The sequence below is a fragment of the Cylindrospermum stagnale PCC 7417 genome (genome assembly GCF_000317535.1).
GTDB classification, from domain to species: domain Bacteria; phylum Cyanobacteriota; class Cyanobacteriia; order Cyanobacteriales; family Nostocaceae; genus Cylindrospermum; species Cylindrospermum stagnale.
Window position 1 is genome coordinate 2,735,026 of the sequence record NC_019757.1, and the last position, 16,043, is coordinate 2,751,068.

General features: G+C 41.5%; 15 protein-coding genes and 1 pseudogene. 9 read left to right on the forward strand and 7 right to left on the reverse strand.

Annotation, left to right across the window (positions count from 1 at the left end; genetic code table 11):
* Window positions 1-52: 52 nt before the first annotated feature.
* The 4 genes and pseudogenes from CYLST_RS11095 to CYLST_RS11105 form a co-directional block, all read right to left on the reverse strand.
* Window positions 53-250, reverse strand: coding sequence for a hypothetical protein (locus tag CYLST_RS11095; RefSeq protein WP_015207820.1), 198 nt, complete (start codon window positions 248-250; stop codon window positions 53-55).
* Window positions 250-666 (reverse strand): annotated as a pseudogene (locus CYLST_RS35505) (AAA family ATPase); the annotation flags it as partial. The pseudogene CYLST_RS35505 and the gene CYLST_RS11095, both read right to left, overlap by 1 nt.
* Before the next feature lie 212 nt (window positions 667-878).
* Window positions 879-1,442 carry an AAA family ATPase gene (locus tag CYLST_RS35510; RefSeq protein ID WP_216595237.1) on the reverse strand — a complete coding sequence of 188 codons (564 nt, stop codon included), beginning with the start codon at window positions 1,440-1,442 and terminating at the stop codon, window positions 879-881.
* A 174-nt stretch (window positions 1,443-1,616) separates the two neighbouring features.
* Entirely contained in the window at window positions 1,617-1,826 is a 210-nt protein-coding gene (locus tag CYLST_RS11105; RefSeq protein ID WP_015207821.1) for a hypothetical protein, read from the reverse strand.
* A 242-nt stretch (window positions 1,827-2,068) separates the two neighbouring features.
* On the opposite strand from CYLST_RS11105, the gene CYLST_RS11110 reads away from it, so the two are divergent.
* A complete protein-coding gene (locus CYLST_RS11110) occupies window positions 2,069-4,228 on the forward strand; it encodes a Tex family protein (protein WP_015207822.1) in 2,160 nt (719 codons plus the stop codon).
* A 180-nt stretch (window positions 4,229-4,408) separates the two neighbouring features.
* Window positions 4,409-4,738, forward strand: a complete 330-nt coding sequence (locus CYLST_RS11115; protein WP_015207823.1) for a 2Fe-2S iron-sulfur cluster-binding protein — start codon at window positions 4,409-4,411, stop codon at window positions 4,736-4,738.
* Between the two features lie 364 nt (window positions 4,739-5,102).
* Here CYLST_RS11115 and CYLST_RS11120 read toward each other — a convergent pair whose 3' ends face one another.
* A complete protein-coding gene (locus CYLST_RS11120) occupies window positions 5,103-5,828 on the reverse strand; it encodes a hypothetical protein (protein ID WP_015207824.1) in 726 nt (241 codons plus the stop codon).
* Window positions 5,829-6,296: 468 nt separating this feature from the next.
* Between CYLST_RS11120 and CYLST_RS33310 the strand changes: the two genes are divergently transcribed.
* Both CYLST_RS33310 and CYLST_RS11130 read left to right on the forward strand, forming a co-directional pair.
* Window positions 6,297-6,698, forward strand: a complete 402-nt coding sequence (locus CYLST_RS33310; protein ID WP_015207825.1) for a phage holin family protein — start codon at window positions 6,297-6,299, stop codon at window positions 6,696-6,698.
* Between the two features lie 127 nt (window positions 6,699-6,825).
* Window positions 6,826-7,005: a YqaE/Pmp3 family membrane protein gene (locus tag CYLST_RS11130; protein WP_015207826.1), complete on the forward strand. Its 180-nt coding sequence runs from the start codon at window positions 6,826-6,828 to the stop codon at window positions 7,003-7,005.
* A 253-nt stretch (window positions 7,006-7,258) separates the two neighbouring features.
* Here CYLST_RS11130 and CYLST_RS11135 read toward each other — a convergent pair whose 3' ends face one another.
* The gene (locus CYLST_RS11135; protein ID WP_015207827.1) at window positions 7,259-8,059 is read right to left on the reverse strand and encodes a hypothetical protein; all 801 of its coding nucleotides are present in this window, start codon (window positions 8,057-8,059) and stop codon (window positions 7,259-7,261) included.
* A 250-nt stretch (window positions 8,060-8,309) separates the two neighbouring features.
* Here CYLST_RS11135 and CYLST_RS11140 point away from each other — a divergent pair, with 250 nt between their 5' ends.
* From CYLST_RS11140 to CYLST_RS11160, 5 genes are all read left to right on the forward strand, one after another.
* Window positions 8,310-8,534: a hypothetical protein gene (locus tag CYLST_RS11140; protein ID WP_015207828.1), complete on the forward strand. Its 225-nt coding sequence runs from the start codon at window positions 8,310-8,312 to the stop codon at window positions 8,532-8,534.
* A gap of 55 nt (window positions 8,535-8,589) precedes the next feature.
* Complete coding sequence (petJ, locus tag CYLST_RS11145; protein ID WP_015207829.1) at window positions 8,590-8,925, forward strand: cytochrome c6 PetJ; 336 nt, start codon at window positions 8,590-8,592, stop codon at window positions 8,923-8,925.
* Window positions 8,926-8,957: 32 nt separating this feature from the next.
* Window positions 8,958-9,977, forward strand: coding sequence for an aldo/keto reductase (locus CYLST_RS11150; RefSeq protein ID WP_015207830.1), 1,020 nt, complete (start codon window positions 8,958-8,960; stop codon window positions 9,975-9,977).
* 224 nt (window positions 9,978-10,201) lie between these two features.
* The gene (locus tag CYLST_RS11155) at window positions 10,202-10,666 is read left to right on the forward strand and encodes a VOC family protein (protein WP_015207831.1); all 465 of its coding nucleotides are present in this window, start codon (window positions 10,202-10,204) and stop codon (window positions 10,664-10,666) included.
* Between the two features lie 14 nt (window positions 10,667-10,680).
* The gene (locus CYLST_RS11160; protein WP_015207832.1) at window positions 10,681-10,959 is read left to right on the forward strand and encodes a hypothetical protein; all 279 of its coding nucleotides are present in this window, start codon (window positions 10,681-10,683) and stop codon (window positions 10,957-10,959) included.
* 13 nt (window positions 10,960-10,972) lie between these two features.
* Here the strand turns inward: CYLST_RS11160 and CYLST_RS11165 are convergent, their stop codons facing one another.
* On the reverse strand, window positions 10,973-15,337 hold the full coding sequence (locus CYLST_RS11165) for a PAS domain S-box protein (RefSeq protein ID WP_015207833.1): 4,365 nt from the start codon (window positions 15,335-15,337) through the stop codon (window positions 10,973-10,975).
* Window positions 15,338-16,043 lie beyond the last annotated feature (706 nt).

Here is a 16,043-nt window from a genome sequence, read left to right on the forward strand (position 1 = left end):
CCTCGTCTGCATGTGTTCAGTCTAACAAATCGATTAAATTAGCGATCGCTAGTTAGGCAGTAGGGGTTTCCTCACCATCATCTAACTGTTGTCGCGTTATTGCACTCAATATTCCATCGTGAAACCGATACTGTTCAGCCGTAAATGGTTCTAAAACTTCTGGATGCTGTTCTTCAATTTCACCTGTAACAATCAATCCAAATTCAAAAAAATAGCATGGCTGGTTGCTAGTTTTATTTTCTCCATTCATTAATTTGAAGCCTCAGAAGCAGACTTACTCTGAGGGGCTATCATTTCAGCCATATATAAAGAACCTGTAGCATAATCTTCTAGTAAATCTTGAATTTCTGGGATTTCACTAACTCGTTTCATAATAGTTTGCCCATCGGCATCAAGCTCGGCAGCCAAGATGTTTTTTGGTTCAAATTGACTAATGAGGACTGGGGAATGAGTGGAAATGAAGACTTGTTTATTCCATTTTTTCGTAGCAAGTTTCACTGCTTTGGCAAAAATTGCTAATGCCCAAGGATGTAGGGATATTTCCGGTTCATCCAGCAAAATTAATGAATAGCCATTTGGTTTTTCAGAAAATAAAGCTGTGAGATTAATGAGCATTTGAAGATGTCCATCAGATACTCCTGAAGCTTGGATTGGTTTACGGCGTCTTTTATCTAAAAAATTTGCGTAGACTGTGTTACGTCCAGTTTGCTCAAAATATAACCCATCGAAAGCGGGAAAACTTTAGCGCATAAAATTTATAATTGTTTTATATCTCTCATCAACGGCTTGTCTATCATGTAGATTCCGCAAAACTGACCATAAATTTTCACATCCATCTTGTAATATATCTCCAGGTTCTGATTCTGAGCCGTATCGTCTCAGCCTGAATAAGGACATCCCCTTAAATGATAAAAACGCGCCAAACGCAGGAATTTGTCTAACTCTAATGCTGTTGGATCACCTGTTCCAAAGCCTACATAACTGGTAAGCGCCAGTTTTTCTGGTTCTCTGAGATTGATAATAGATTCGTCTTTAGCTATGCCAAGACGATAAAATGTAGCTTTGTCACTACCTATTGTTCTATTGATTAGTAAATTATTATTGATCTTATTAGTTAGTTTCTCGCCAACAAAAGATTTAATTCTACCGGAAGAAAAGCCAAATGTTACTTCATATTTAGTGGATTCATCTTCTATTTCAATTAATATATTGTCTGTTTCACTTGCTCCATCCCAAAGTATACCAATTCCATGATCTCTAAATGAAGAAGCTAAATCAACACCTCTGATTGCACAATCTCTAATAAACCAGATTGTATCTAAAAATGTTGATTTTCCGGCTCCATTAGGGCCAAAGAGAATATTGAGCGTGTCTGTTTTAATGAAAACATCCGCAAGGGAGCGGAAATTTTTGATGTGCAAATGATTTAGTTTGTTAGGCATAATAATATTTTCCTTCAAAAAGGTAGATGCCTAAATGAAGTTTACAATAAATATTAAAGAGTTTGGTTAATCTGCGCGATGCTGAAGCCAAAATCTTTGGTATAATTTTACTCAAATCACCTAAGCTAGAGGAAACATGAATTGGTGTTTTTTCCTCTAACTTAAAGATGATTTTTACTGAGTTTTGCGGAGTAATTTGTTAGTACTGGCGAGAATGAAAATTAACAACGCAAACTGAATCTGCCAAGGCGCTAAGACTAAGCTGATAATGAAGCTGATAGCTGCAAATACACCTGCGATGTAGGCAATTTCATCGTTGCTTTTCTTGAAAAAGTAGCCAGTTACTAAACAAGTAAACAGGGGAATTAAAAAAAATGAAGGCATTTTACTAACCTCTGAACTAAAAGCCTCACGTTTCGAGATATGTAGCGCGAAACTGTTTTGGGAACTGGGGTTAATTCTACACCTAAGTAGGTTTTAGTTACAATACTTAATTTGAAGTGGAGGTGGAAATATCCTCGCATTAGGCAAGCATCTGGTAAATTAGCTTAACAATCTATGCTCATGCTGGCAGTAATGATCTAGCATATAACTTTTAGACGTAGCATTTTTAACGTATATACTCGATGCTGAACATTCCTCAACTACTAGCAACTGAACTAGATATCAAACCCCATCAGGTGCAAAACGCGCTGGAACTTTTAGCGGAGGGTGCGACGATTCCCTTTATTGCACGTTACCGCAAAGAGCGCACCGATGAGATGAATGAGGTGCAACTGCGCGATTTAGCTGATAGGTATAGTTACTTAACGGAACTGGAAGAACGCAAATCGGTGATTTTAAATGCGATCGCAGAACAAGGTAAACTCAGCGATGAACTCAAAGCCAAAATCACCGCCTGTTTACAAAAAACTGAGCTTGAGGATTTATACCTACCCTATCGCCAAAAACGCCGCACCCGCGCCACTATCGCTAGAGAGAAAGGATTAGAACCCCTAGCAGCATTTATCAAATCGCTAAATGTGAAAAATGCTGCAACAGCCTCACTAGAAGAAGAAGCAGCGAAGTATATTTCCGAAACTCAAGGCGTAAAAACAGCAGAAGAGGCGTTGAAAGGTGCAAGTGATATCTTAGCGGAAGAAGCGGCTGAAAAAGCTGAATCACGTGCATATTTGCGTGACTATCTCCTAGAAGAAGGGGTTTTTGTCTCCCGAATTAAAGATGATCATCCCGAAGGTACAACCAAATTTGAGATGTACCGTAACTATCAGATTCGGGTGAAAAATATCGCACCGCACAATATGCTAGCGTTGTGTCGGGGAGAAACGGAAAAAGTATTAAATTTTGAAATTGCTTTTGATGAAGATGTAGTACTTTCTTATTTGGAAGCGCAAGAAATTAAAACCAAAGTCCGGACAATTCGCGATTTTTATCAAGCAATGCTGAAGGATGCATTTAACCGTTTGATGAAAACTTCCCTAATTGGAGAAGTAATTTCCCAAAAGAAAACCTACGCAGATATTGAGTCAATCAAAACATTTGAAACAAATCTGCGAGAGTTGCTGCTATCTGCACCGGCGGGAATGAAACCAACCCTAGCAATAGATCCCGGTTTTAGAACTGGTTGCAAAGTTGCAGTATTAGATCAAACGGGTAAATTCTTAGAATATCAAGCGGTGTTTCCTCATCAAGCTGCTGAACAACGTCAGAAAGCTGGACAAACCCTCAAAAATTTAATTGAAAAATACCAAGTTGAGTTAATTGCTATTGGTAACGGTACAGCTTCCCGCGAGACAGATGAATTTGTTTTAGAAGTGCTGCAAATAATCGACCGAAAACCGATTAAGGTAATGGTAAATGAGTCTGGTGCATCGATATATTCTGCGAGTAAAGTTGCACTAGAAGAGTTTCCTGATTTAGATATTACCGTGCGCGGCGCCATTAGTATTGGTAGACGTTTACAAGATCCTTTAGCGGAACTGGTGAAAATTGACCCCAAATCGATTGGTGTGGGACAATACCAGCACGATGTTGATCAGAAGTTGCTGAAAAAGAAGTTGGACGAAACTGTAGAAAGCTGCGTTAACTATGTCGGCGTCGATTTAAACACCGCCTCAAAGGAACTTCTCACCTTTGTTTCGGGAATTACGCCAACAGTAGCTAACAATATTGTCGCCTATCGCAATCAGCATGGAGCCTTTAAAAATCGCCGTCAACTGTTGAAGGTGGCGAAGTTGGGGCCAAAGGCGTTTGAACAAGCGGCGGGGTTTTTGCGGATACGCGGTGGTGAAAATCCCTTAGATAATACAGCGGTGCATCCAGAAAGTTACTCGGTGGTGGAAGCGATCGCCGCTGATTTGAGTGTAACCTTAAATCAGGTAACGCAAATTGCCGAAAAACTCAATAAAACCAACCTGAAGAAATACGTTACTGATACTGTCGGTGAACCCACGCTGCGGGACATCCTCAGCGAATTGGAAAAACCAGGAAGAGATCCCCGTGCTGAATTTAAGTATGCCACCTTCAAAGAAGGAATTAAAGAAATTAGAGATTTGCAAGTGGGAATGGAACTAGAAGGAATGATTAGCAATGTCGCTAACTTTGGTGCTTTTGTCGATATCGGCGTACATCAAGATGGTTTGGTGCATATCTCCCAACTTGCTGATAGATTTGTGGATGATCCGAAGAAAATAGTTAAAGTAGGACAAGTTGTGAAAGTGCGGGTGCTAGAAATCAACGAGAAATTGAAGCGGATTAGTTTGTCGATGAAAGCAGTTAAGCAATAACTTTTAAATTAAAGTTCCTAGTTCGTGCTAACTACAAGCTGCACATTAGACCTATTTTGGCAAAGAATGTAGGGACGTTGCATGCAACGTCCCTACAAGGGTTATATATAATGCATATTTAATTTTCACAGCTATGTCTAATATTTTCAAGTAGATCATAATTTAACTGAGAAATAGCAGATGACAGTTTATCAAGTTCGACTCATCAATCAGTCCCTAGGATTAGATCTTACGCTTCTAGTACCAGATGATCAATATATTCTCGACATAGCAGAAGCATCTGGTTTCCGGATACCGTCTGGGTGTAAACAAGGAGAATGTTCTGCTTGTGTCGCTAAACTCATCAGCGGTGAAGTTGATCAAAGTGAACAAAAATTTCTCCGTCCCCAGGAAATACAAGCAGGCTATGTTGTTACCTGTGTGACTTACCCTTTGTCTGATTGCACTTTAGAAACTCATCAAGAGCAGGTTTTGTATAAATCATCCCTTTACTGTAAACCTGAAGGGTGATTTTTATAATCTTAGGATTTACGCATTGACAAAAAAATGTGTTATACCAATTTTATGTGAGGTTGCATCAAATAAATCCCGTAGAGACGTTCCATGGAACGTCTCTACAGTCAGGAAGAAAGCGCATTTTCATAAAAAAACGGTATTAGAGATGTCCATCTGTTTTATTCATTGAAAGTCCTATAGATTGTGCGTTAGGGAACGCACACTACAGGTAGGATGAGTAAAGAGAGGCATCAAAACAGCCTAAAAAGTGGGTAAATTTGTACGGTGCGTAAGTCCTAAATCTATAAGTTTTCGGATTTTGCAATTATTCATGGTTGAAATGAATTCACCTCAGGCAATTTGCACGAGGTGAAAAATTTTATCGTTGGACAAGTTGATTCAAAATGAATCGAATTTGCTTTTTATTGCACTGTTGTTTGCTGACAGCGTAAATTCTCCGACCTCCCACACACATTGCGCTATCTCGGTCAATCAAGCCTCTGATAATATCAGTAACATCCTTAGTAGGTGGTGGGGGAAAATCCTCAAAGGTGACGAGATACCAAATTTCGTTTATTTTGCAGTATTGATGATATTTATCAATCATTACTACATCAGTTGGGGGTGAAGTCTTCTGCTTTCGAGGTACACTTTTCGCTAAACAGAGAATTCCAGTTTCAGGATGAATATAGAACTGATCTCGATAGCTAATCAACTGACGAGATCGATAACCTAGATAGGGTTTGCGATAAGGAATATCATCGATTAGTTCTACATGCTGTTCAACATAATGCCATAGATGACCGATAACGTGCCGACCTGCCATTGTGCTAGGATCTAAACGTTGGCATAGTTCGCTATAAACCTGATTCCACGGTTCTCCAACTTTTGATTTTAGAAACCGACGCAGTGGTGCGAGATGATCAGAAAGACGCTTAGAACCGTTTCTAACTTTGATGATGTATGGACTTAATAATCCATCTTCACTCGCTTCTACAGTCAGTTTGTGAAGATTTTTCTTAAAGCCATTTAAACTGGTGGAACTAATTCTCATCCCGGTTCGGGGACGTTCAATCACAATTTCGCTCAAACGATGTTCGCTCATACCTGAAAATGTCTAAATGCATTGGTGTATATGAAGTGGTGTTGGTTAATGAATTAGCGAACATCATTGAACTTACCTCCTTAATTTTGTAATACGATAATACTACATCAGTATAAATATGTCAAGAATGCACTCCAAAGTTTGGGAATTGTGCAAAAAAAACGCTATAATTACTGAATAAATAAATATCAAATGAAAGTTTTGTTTGTAGTGAGCAATTTATTGCTTCCTAGGTCACGATACGCGAACGACTCAAGGATTTTTAGGACTAAAGTCCTGACTACAAGCTTTCTTGTAATTTAACTACTAAAAAATGCTGATTTTTAGGATATTTTACTCAATTTTATGAAGTATCAGCCAAATTGTATAGTCAAAATCTATCTAGCAAGAGAGGTTTTAACCTAGCATTTAGTTAAAGATAGTAGAAGCACTTTCACTCTATCGATTTCTGGTACTAAGGTAAGAACAATGTGGGTAACTTTTTTAACCGCGATTGCTACAGCTTTGAGCCTGCTAATTGTTGATATAGTCGTTCCAGGCGTTGATATTGCTAACTTTCCCGCAGCTTTGATTGCTGCGTTAGTAATTGGACTAATTAACGGCTCAGTTAGACCAGTGCTTTCTGCACTTTCTCTACCGCTTAACTTTGTCTCATTAGGAGCGTTCTCGCTCGTCGTCAACGGTTTCTGTTTCTGGTTAGCATCAGTTCTCGTTCCTGGGTTTGCAGTTCGGGGAATAATCGCTTTTCTTGCCGGTCCAGTGATTTTATCTTTTGCTAACACCTTCATTAACAAATACTTGGCCGAAAGACACCCTGCTTTAAACAGCAGCGGAAATATCAACAACCAAGGTGAGTTACCTTCTAGATAAGTATCAGTGGAGTAGAAACGCCAACAAAATCGCGTCTCTACAGCAAATGAAATCTCCCAATTGAAACAATTCGGTTATTTCTCCCGGAAAATCTCATTACACAAAATCCCAAATTTACCGCAAAATCATGAAAATACTCCGCTTAGTTCTTGGTTTGTTGATACCTCCATTAGGAGTTTTTCTGACAGTTGGTGTTGGTCCAACTTTGGTAATTAATGTCTTGCTCACTTTGCTAGGTTGGCTTCCCGGTAGTATTCATGCACTTTGGGTAATCACCAAGCATGAAGAGCAGGTTGGTAGTTACTAATTTTGGTAATGGGTAATTATCGTAGATCAATATATTACCCATTACTGATTTTGAGAGCTATAGTTTAAGCCTTCACGTGAGATTCAAGATTAATTATCAATAAAAACCGGATGATTAATTACAACCCTAGCTCTATAACAGTCCAAAAGATACCCCCCTTTTTTTAGGGAGGGTATAAATTTTTTTTACCACCTTATTTTAGGATGGGTAAAGGGAGAAAAATCTCACCGAATCGTATTGCTTTAACCGTAGGCTATTTATTAGCAGTTTCTTTCTCTTTATCAGCAGGCTCTTTGTCTTTGAATAAATCAGCCGTTGTTAAGAGCAATTCTCTCAAGGTTTGCTTTAACTGGCGCTCTTTTTTGGCTAAAGCTGTACCAGCAGCACCTAGTTTGTCTTCGAGATGCGATCGCTTTTCTTCTACCTGTGTAGCCAAGGCTTCTGCTTGGGGACGTGCTTGATTATACCAGTTTTGTGCCTCGTCTAGATAATCTTTGACTTCTCCAGAGCGTCCACCATAGCGTGCGGCTAAGTTAGCTTTAACAATGGCTAGCTGTGCTTGTAGTTGTGCGTAGCGTTTCTTTAACAGAGCTACTTCTTCACTGTCTTTAATGGCATTAATCGCCGAGTCTATTGCAGTTTTAGTATTAGCAGTTTTGTCTTTACCCGTTTCTTCAATCTCTGCTAACATTCCATCAACTTCTTGCTGGAGTCGTTGTTCTTCACCATCTAATTGCGACTGTAATCTCTTCAGTTCTCCCTGAGTTTTTACAATAGCTTCGTGTCTTTTACTATTAACACCTTCCAGCGCTCCTTCAATGGAAGCTGTCACTTCTTCTTTGATCTCGCCACCTTTTTCTTGAAGGTTTTCAATCACCGCAGAAACTGCATCTTTTACTAGGTTACGCAGTTCGCTAGAACCTTCTTTAAATTCAGCTGCTACCTGAGTGACTGCGGATTTAACAATTTCGCGAATATGCTCAGTTCTTAACTGACCAGTAGCTTTAGCTTGTTGTAGGTCAGCTTGAATTTTGTCTTTGATATTGTTAGCCATGTTCAACTCTTTGGATTTAACTAATTCGGATAAAACTTCTAATCATGATGCCACATCTGTATTATGGCGTAGTATTATTTGGCTTGCCACTTCCTTTAGATAGACAACTCTCGTGATTTTTTTAAATTAACCGCCAAGGCGCCAAGTACGCCAAGATAAGAAAGATAAATTTTAACTTCCATCAGGTGATTTGTACTGTGTTACCTATTTGTGGGATGATAATCTACTGTTAATAGTTGGGAGTTATGATATGTGGCGGGTAAATATCACTTGTTCTGGGGAAGCTTGGAAGCGCTACGGTGCTGAGTTTAAGACGATGGTGCAAAAGTACCAAGTTGAATTGATTGCTTCTAAAAAAATGCCGGACGAGACGCGAATTATGGCATATAAAATTGAGGATGTCAGCGACGCTGAAACTTTTCAGGAAGATTGTGCAAAGTTTGCCGGATTTACATCAGACTTTGAATCCCTGTAGATTTATTTTGGCATTTATTTTGGCAAACATCCCAGTCAAATTTAGGAGGCGCTGAGTGAAAAATCTTTTAATATTGGTATTAGTCACGTTTTTGTTGTGGACAGGTACTTTTACTTTGTCTGCTAAGGCGCTAGACACAACTAATGGCGCACAAATATTTGGTGTTCATTGTGCTGGGTGTCATATCAACGGTGGTAACATCATTCGGCGGGGTAAAAACCTGAAAAAGAATGCTCTGAAAAAGTATGGGATGGATTCTCTAGAGGCAATTTCAGCGATTGTCACTAATGGTAAAAGTAATATGTCGGCTTATAAAGACCGTTTGAGCAGTCAGGAAATTGCAGATGTTGCTGCTTATGTGCTTGAACAAGCGGAAACAGGTTGGCGTTAAATAATTCAAAACCTAAAAATCAAAAATCAAAAATGGTATTAACAGCAGAAAGTCGTCTCCAATTCACCCCAGATTTAAATATTTGCCGGATTTTAAATGGGATGTGGCAAGTGTCTGGCGCACACGGACGCATTAACCCTACGGCTGCTATTCACGCAATGTTCAAATATGTGGATGCAGGTTTTACTACTTGGGATTTAGCAGACCATTATGGACCAGCCGAAGACTTGATTGGTGAGTTTCGCCGTCAATTTATTGCTACCCGTGGTAAAGAGGCTTTAGCTAATATTCAAGCTTTTACCAAATGGGTTCCTCGTCCTGGAAAAATGACGAAAAAGTTGGTCGAGGAAAATATCAATATTTCCCTGAGACGGATGGATGTAGAATCTTTAGATTTGATGCAGTTCCACTGGTGGGAATATCGAGATCCAAACTACCTTGATGCTCTCAGATATATGGCAGAATTGCAAACTGAGGGCAAAATTAAGCATTTGGCTTTGACTAATTTTGATACGGAACATTTAAAAATTATCACTGAAGCAGGTATCAAAATTGTTTCTAATCAAGTACAGTTTTCGCTGGTTGATCGCCGTCCAGAAGTGAACATGATCCAGTTTTGTCAACAACATGATATAAAACTTTTTACTTATGGCTCAGTTTGCGGTGGTTTGTTATCAGAAAAGTATCTGGGTAAAACCGAACTACGAGCATTTGATTTAGGCACTGTCAGCTTGAAAAAATATAAAAATATGGTTGATAACTGGGGGGGGTGGCAGTTATTTCAAGAGTTACTTTCTACCCTAAAAAAAATCGCTGATAAGCATGGTGTAAGTATTTCTAATGTGGCAGTGCGTTACGTTTTAGAAAAGCCTAGTGTGGGGGGTGTAATTGTCGGTGCAAGACTTGGTTTATCTGAACATTTAGAAGATAATGCTAAGGTATTTAGTTTCAGTTTAGATGCTGAAGATGTAAATTTGATAGATGCTGTATCTCGTCAATCACGGGATTTATATCAGGTAATTGGTGACTGTGGCGACGAATATCGAAAATGAGAAATTCCCTAAGAGGATGTTTTCAACGTCTTTGGTGATAAATATAACACTCGTAGATCCCCCTAAATCCCCCTTAAAAAGGGGGACTTTCCAAGGGGGGTTGGGGGGATCTCGATCAATTTTGATACTTTTAAAACATCCTCTAACGATTAAAATCGCGGAACTACCAGAACAAAGCCTGCCAAAGTCGGCTAGTTATTAGCATTACATATGTGATTTAAATCATGATTTCTGACAATAAACCCACTATTACCATTGCGCCTGGAAGTCTTTGTCGGGTGCATCACATTGCCTTAAATGTCCATGATATGCAAGCTTCGCGGTATTTTTACGGTACTATTTTGGGGTTGCATGAACTCGTTGGCGAAGAAGTACCTGCAACCCTAATTGAACTTGTAGCCGCTGGGAAAGTAGCAAATTTTATCACTCCGGATGGTATGATTTTGGACTTATTTTGGACGCCGGAATTGCTACCACCAGATCCAAATCCAGAGAAGAGTTTTACTAGAGCTTATCATTTAGCTTTTGATATTGATCCGCAGTTATTTGAGCAAGCTGTCGCCGTTATTAGGGAGAATAAAATTGTCATCGCACATGGGCCAGTTACCCGTCCTACTGGTAGAGGTGTGTATTTCTACGATCCTGATGGCTTGATGGTGGAAATTCGTTGTGATCCTGCTAACCCATAAAATTAACGAAACCAATGCAAATATTTAAAGTGATCGAAGATGTAATTACCAACCCGCCAATTCCCCATGAACCATATAGGCAATCATTGAAAGCTTGGGCGATGTATTGCTTGCGAGATAAGGGTTTTAAAGTCGTTTATGCCCAAAATGCTGATTTTGCGATTGAAATTAAAGGTGGGGATAAGTTCTATTTTAAAGTGGCAAATAGTGCTGTTGATTTAGATGATTCTCTTAGCTGGATAGTTTGGGATAGCAGCGCCAAACGTGCTAGCCTGATGCCGGCAAAGTTGTAATTTTGGGATTTTTTCAGCTGCGACTAACGAGGCTGGCAACTACTGCGGCTAACTCAGCCGGCTCAATGGGTTTTGGTAAATGTAACTGATAACCTGCTTGTATAGCCCGCATTCGGTCTTCTGGTCTAGCATAGGCTGTTAAGGCGGCGGCGGGAATTTTGCCACCTTGTTCTGGAGATAGCGATCGCAATTTGCGGATGAGAGAGTAGCCATCTTCCTCAGGCATACCAATGTCGCTGACTAAAACATCTGGCTTCCACTGGGAAATTACTTGCAATGCCTCTTGGACTGACGCCACTACCTGAACGTCTGCTTGACAATGTTCAAGTACCGTAGTGATAAATTCACGGCTATCGGCTTCGTCGTCTACAACTAGCACGCGCACGCCGACGAGGGAAGTACACTCATCTCTAGGGGCGAAATCGGCTTTTTTCCGGCTTTCTGATTTCCAAATCGCTTGTCTGGTGGGTAATAGCAATGGCAGCTTGACTGTAAAAGTCGCTCCTTGTCCCTCTCCCAGACTGTCTACCTGGACTGTACCACCATGCAATTCTACTAAATGACGGACGATCGCTAATCCTAATCCCAATCCCCCATGTGCCCTAGTGATGGAACTATCAGCTTGCCGAAAGCGATCGAAAACGTAAGGCAGAAATTCACGGCTGATCCCAATGCCTGCGTCAATCACTTCGATCTGAACGTAGTTGGGAAGTAGTTGTTTATTTCTATTACCCATTAGCTCTCGACTATGAGCAGTGATTTGTGAAAGCCTGATTTCTACTTTGCCACCAAGGGGTGTAAATTTGATCGCATTGGATAGCAGGTTCCAGATGATCTGCTGCAAGCGCTCGGCATCAGCGGTAAGTAAGAATTGGGAATTTGCATCCTCGGCTTCTCTAAGGAAAACACCATTTGAAGATACACAGATTTGGGATTGTGGCGACGCCAATTCGCTATTTGCCCCCGCCAAGTCTGGATTCTGTGGCGTCTGCGGCTTCGAGACGAGCAATCGCAAATCGATTTCCTTGGCTTGAGCGGCTAGGTTAACAGTCTCAATTGCTGATTCAATTATCGGCACCAAATCACAAGTCCGGACATTTAGCCGCAGTTGGCCTCTAATCATCCGCGAGATATCCAGCAGGTCTTCAATTAGCTGAGTTTGCATCCTCGCATTGCGCTCGATCGTCTCCAGCCCTTTAGCCGTTTGAGTTTCGCCAAACTTGCGTGTACGCAGCAATTGAGCCCAGCCGAGAATGGCGTTGAGAGGCGATCGCAATTCATGGGATAAAATCGCCAAAAACTCATCCTTCATCCGGTTAGCTTGACGCAGCTGCTCAGTTTGCTGCTGCAACGAAGCAATTAAACTAGCGCGTTCGATGGCGATCGCAATTTGGTCGCAAACTGCCTGCATCATCCCTTTTTGATTTTCGCTAAACTGACACAGAGAGCGGCTGCCAAAAGAAAGAGTCCCTAAAACCCGCCCTTGGGCAATCAACGGATAACAATAATAAGCCGTAATCCCGAGAGAGCGAATTAATTCTACTTTTGGGTCAGTTGATTGCTGCACGTTCTCTACAGCCATTGGCCGCTGCTCCTGAGCTACAGTCCCACACACCGCTTGACCAAACTCCAGCCACTCAATTTCTGTTGCTAGTTCCCGTGAAATGCCGCTGTAAGAAGCTAGCTGCATTCGGTGAGCGTTATCCTCAATCAAATAGTTAAAATAAACATCCAAACCAATCTGCTCTGCAAGTTTTTGGAAGACACTATCAATCAATGCCACTGGTTGCTGGCTTGAGAGGAGATTATTAACCGTGTCAAAAAGTAACTGGAGCCTGTTGTTGCCCAAGGTCAGCGCTTTTTCTACCCGCTTGAGATTGGTAACATCTTGGAACACCAACACACAAGTTGCCGGATAACCATGCATCGCTGGCAGAGTATCAGCAAATAGAAGTACAGAGCGAATACCGACGCAGGTATGCCAGTCCATCTCCAACCCATCCAGCCTTTCCCCACGAGCAACCCGCACTCCAGGCATCATTTCGTGAGGAATGCCTTGGAGTAGCCCATCGAAGTTGTCGCATAATTTACCTTTGGGAAATTCACCTCCAGCAAATTCATCAGCGGCTCGATTGGCAAACGTTACCCGCGCCGTTCCTGGTTCGATAAATAGTAGCGGCATCGGCATCAGGTTGAGTACATCTTCCAGCCATTTTTGATGATTTCGGAGAACTAACTCTACTTGTTTGCGGACTGTAATATCCAAAAAAGCACCGATGCAACCTCTGGTTTGACCCTCCTCGTCAAACAGGGGGGCGACAGACTCCAATAAATTGACAATTCTGCCATCTTCATGGACAACTTCCACATCAAAATCTATAACTTCCACACCATGAGCGGCAGAGTACTGCATGGGCAGTTCTTCTGGCAACAGTTCCCTACCCTCGTGGTAAACTTTAAAGTTCGTCGGCTTTTGTTCTTCAGGAGCGCTAAGGGAGGCATTGGTCTCTGGCAAGATTTGCAACTGCTTGGCAAAAGATGGGTTAACCTTGATAGTTTGGCACTCAGGATCTTCCGCAATGCCAATGCCGATGGGAATCACTTCCAGCAAAGTTTGTAACTCATCCACACGGCGCTGTAGGTCTTGATTGAGTTTGAGTATTTTTTCCTCTGCCTGCTTTTGAGCGCTGATGTTGCGAGTCACAGTTGCCAAAGCAGTTGGTTGACCTGTCTTTTTATCTTTGATCGTGAAGGCGTGGAAATTGACTGGTATCGGTTCACCCGTCTGAAAGTTCCGAAAACGGAATTCTCCCTGCCAATTTCCTTGAGCGATGACAGCGGGTACAATATGTTCTTGAAAATAGGCTTTGTCATCAGGCAATATGTAATCTGATACCATTATTTGCTTTATATCTGCCAAACTCGTCACCCCAACTAGCTTTTGCCCCGCGTCGTTGAGATAGAGAGATCGACCCTCAAGGGAAGCGATCCCAATAAAGTCAGCGCTATTTTCGATCAGCGACACAAATTTTTGTTGCTCTGCTGCTGCTCGCTGGCGATCGCTCAAGTTGAGAATGAAACCAACAGCCTCCTGACGCTTTTCTCCCACCAGTGTGTAACCAACTAAAACCGGGACGCTATAACCATCTTTGTGAATAAATTCTTTCTCATAAGGTACACAAACACCGTTCGCCTTTGCTTGGGTGATGCCTTTCTCTTCTAAAGGTTGAAACTCCGGGGGCGTAATCTCGTTCAAGCGGATCTTACCTGCTAGCATCTCCTGCCGCGTGTAACCGATCATTCCCAGAAATTCGTCGTTTGCCTGCTTGACTCCGCCATCCACGTCGGCGAATACAATGCCGATGATGTTAGCATCGACTAAGCTACGCAGTTTCTCTTCATTTATTCTCAATGCTTCTTGGGCGCGATCGCGTTGGCGGCTGAGGCGTTCAATCACCGTTGCACATTGCCAAACCAAAAAGACAAAAAACACAATTATGACAATGGCAAACAGTGAGATTGCAAACGCCGCATCGTACATGGAAGCTTGTTGACCTTTAAGTATTAACCACCCAATGACAAAAGGCACTCCAATGACTGGAAGCAACAAACGACGAGCCAGCAAGCCCCCGTAGGTATCGCTCATTACCACCCGCATCAATCCCTGGTCTGGACGCACCCACAGAACACCAATACACAGCACTAAAAAAGAAAGCACTGTGTGTAACGCCATTGATGTGATGTAGTGGTGTATCCCGTAGATAGTTTTCACTTTGTAGGCATAGCCAATCAGCGCCTGTAAGGAAATAAAAGCGGCTATCAGCACCAAAAACTGAGCATACCAATAGCTAATCCGGCTTTTTTTTTCACCCAACACATACAGAGCTACGCCAATCAGGGTAAAGTTTATGGCTGTGTTCAACCCCATTCGCCCCGGCTGTGATGTTGTCTCCACAATCGGCGAATCACGGAACAGCATTTCGTCAATACCGATATTCCAGCCAAAGGCATATTCAATAATTGTGAGTCCGCTAATCATCGTCACAGCGATCGCACACAGCCTCGAAAGTCTCAAGTAGCGAACAGAAGGAAACCGGGAACCAGCGACGCCCGGATCAGGAGAATTCCTGTTCTGTTTCAATCCTCTCTGCAATAGCCACAGTGAGATCCCAGACAGTAACAAGCAGAGTGCTGTATTCACCTTCATTGTTGCGGCACTGCCAGGGAAGCCACTCTTGAGAACTGCGATATCGAAACACCAGCTAACTAGTACCAAGCTGCCGACCAAGATAGCTATCGTGCTAGTAACTCGCGCTACCCATAAATTTCTAGGGTATTTATCTAGGTCTTGCAGCCACAAGCGGTTGACATTTAACATTGAGGTTCATACTTCCGTATTTATACTGCAATTACTGTAATCCTCAGTATGGGAACGGGATATTACTTAGATAATAGTATCTAAGAATACCTTATCTTTGGCTGAGTTTACATCTACCTAAGTGCATATTTTCAAAAAGCGGGATATGGAGTATGGAATTCTGGCGGCGAAAAAATCTATCTTTGTGCAGATTTCTGAATTACCGACTGTATTGGTTATGATCATTTCCCCGGCGCCTGCTCGAATTTAAGCAAGAGTTGAATAACCGTAAATACACGGTAATTGGTAATTGGTGATTGGTGATTGGTAATTGAGAAGATAAATAAGAGACTTTTTCCCTAATTACCCCTGAGACAGTCGTGCTTCCAGTCTCGTCTAGCAGCAACAAGGAACTTCCAAATAAAAAAACATCCCATCACAGAGGGATAAGGAAGACAAGGAGGGAAGAAGTTGTGTTGAATGCAGAAATTGGCTAATTTATTTTTTGGAGTTCTGCAAAAATCCGCCAATCTCATCTCTATTTAAGTAGATTTTTGAGTTCTATCGCCATGCAGATATATTACTGAATAAATCCGGTTTAAGATAGCACAGAAATCAGTTGCCATATAGATTCGCAGAACCTGCTAGAGAGAATTTAGTAGGGAAAAAAAGCGGCTCTTGCGATCGCCAAAAAAAATTTAGGCTTGGGACGCTACAAAAATATGAA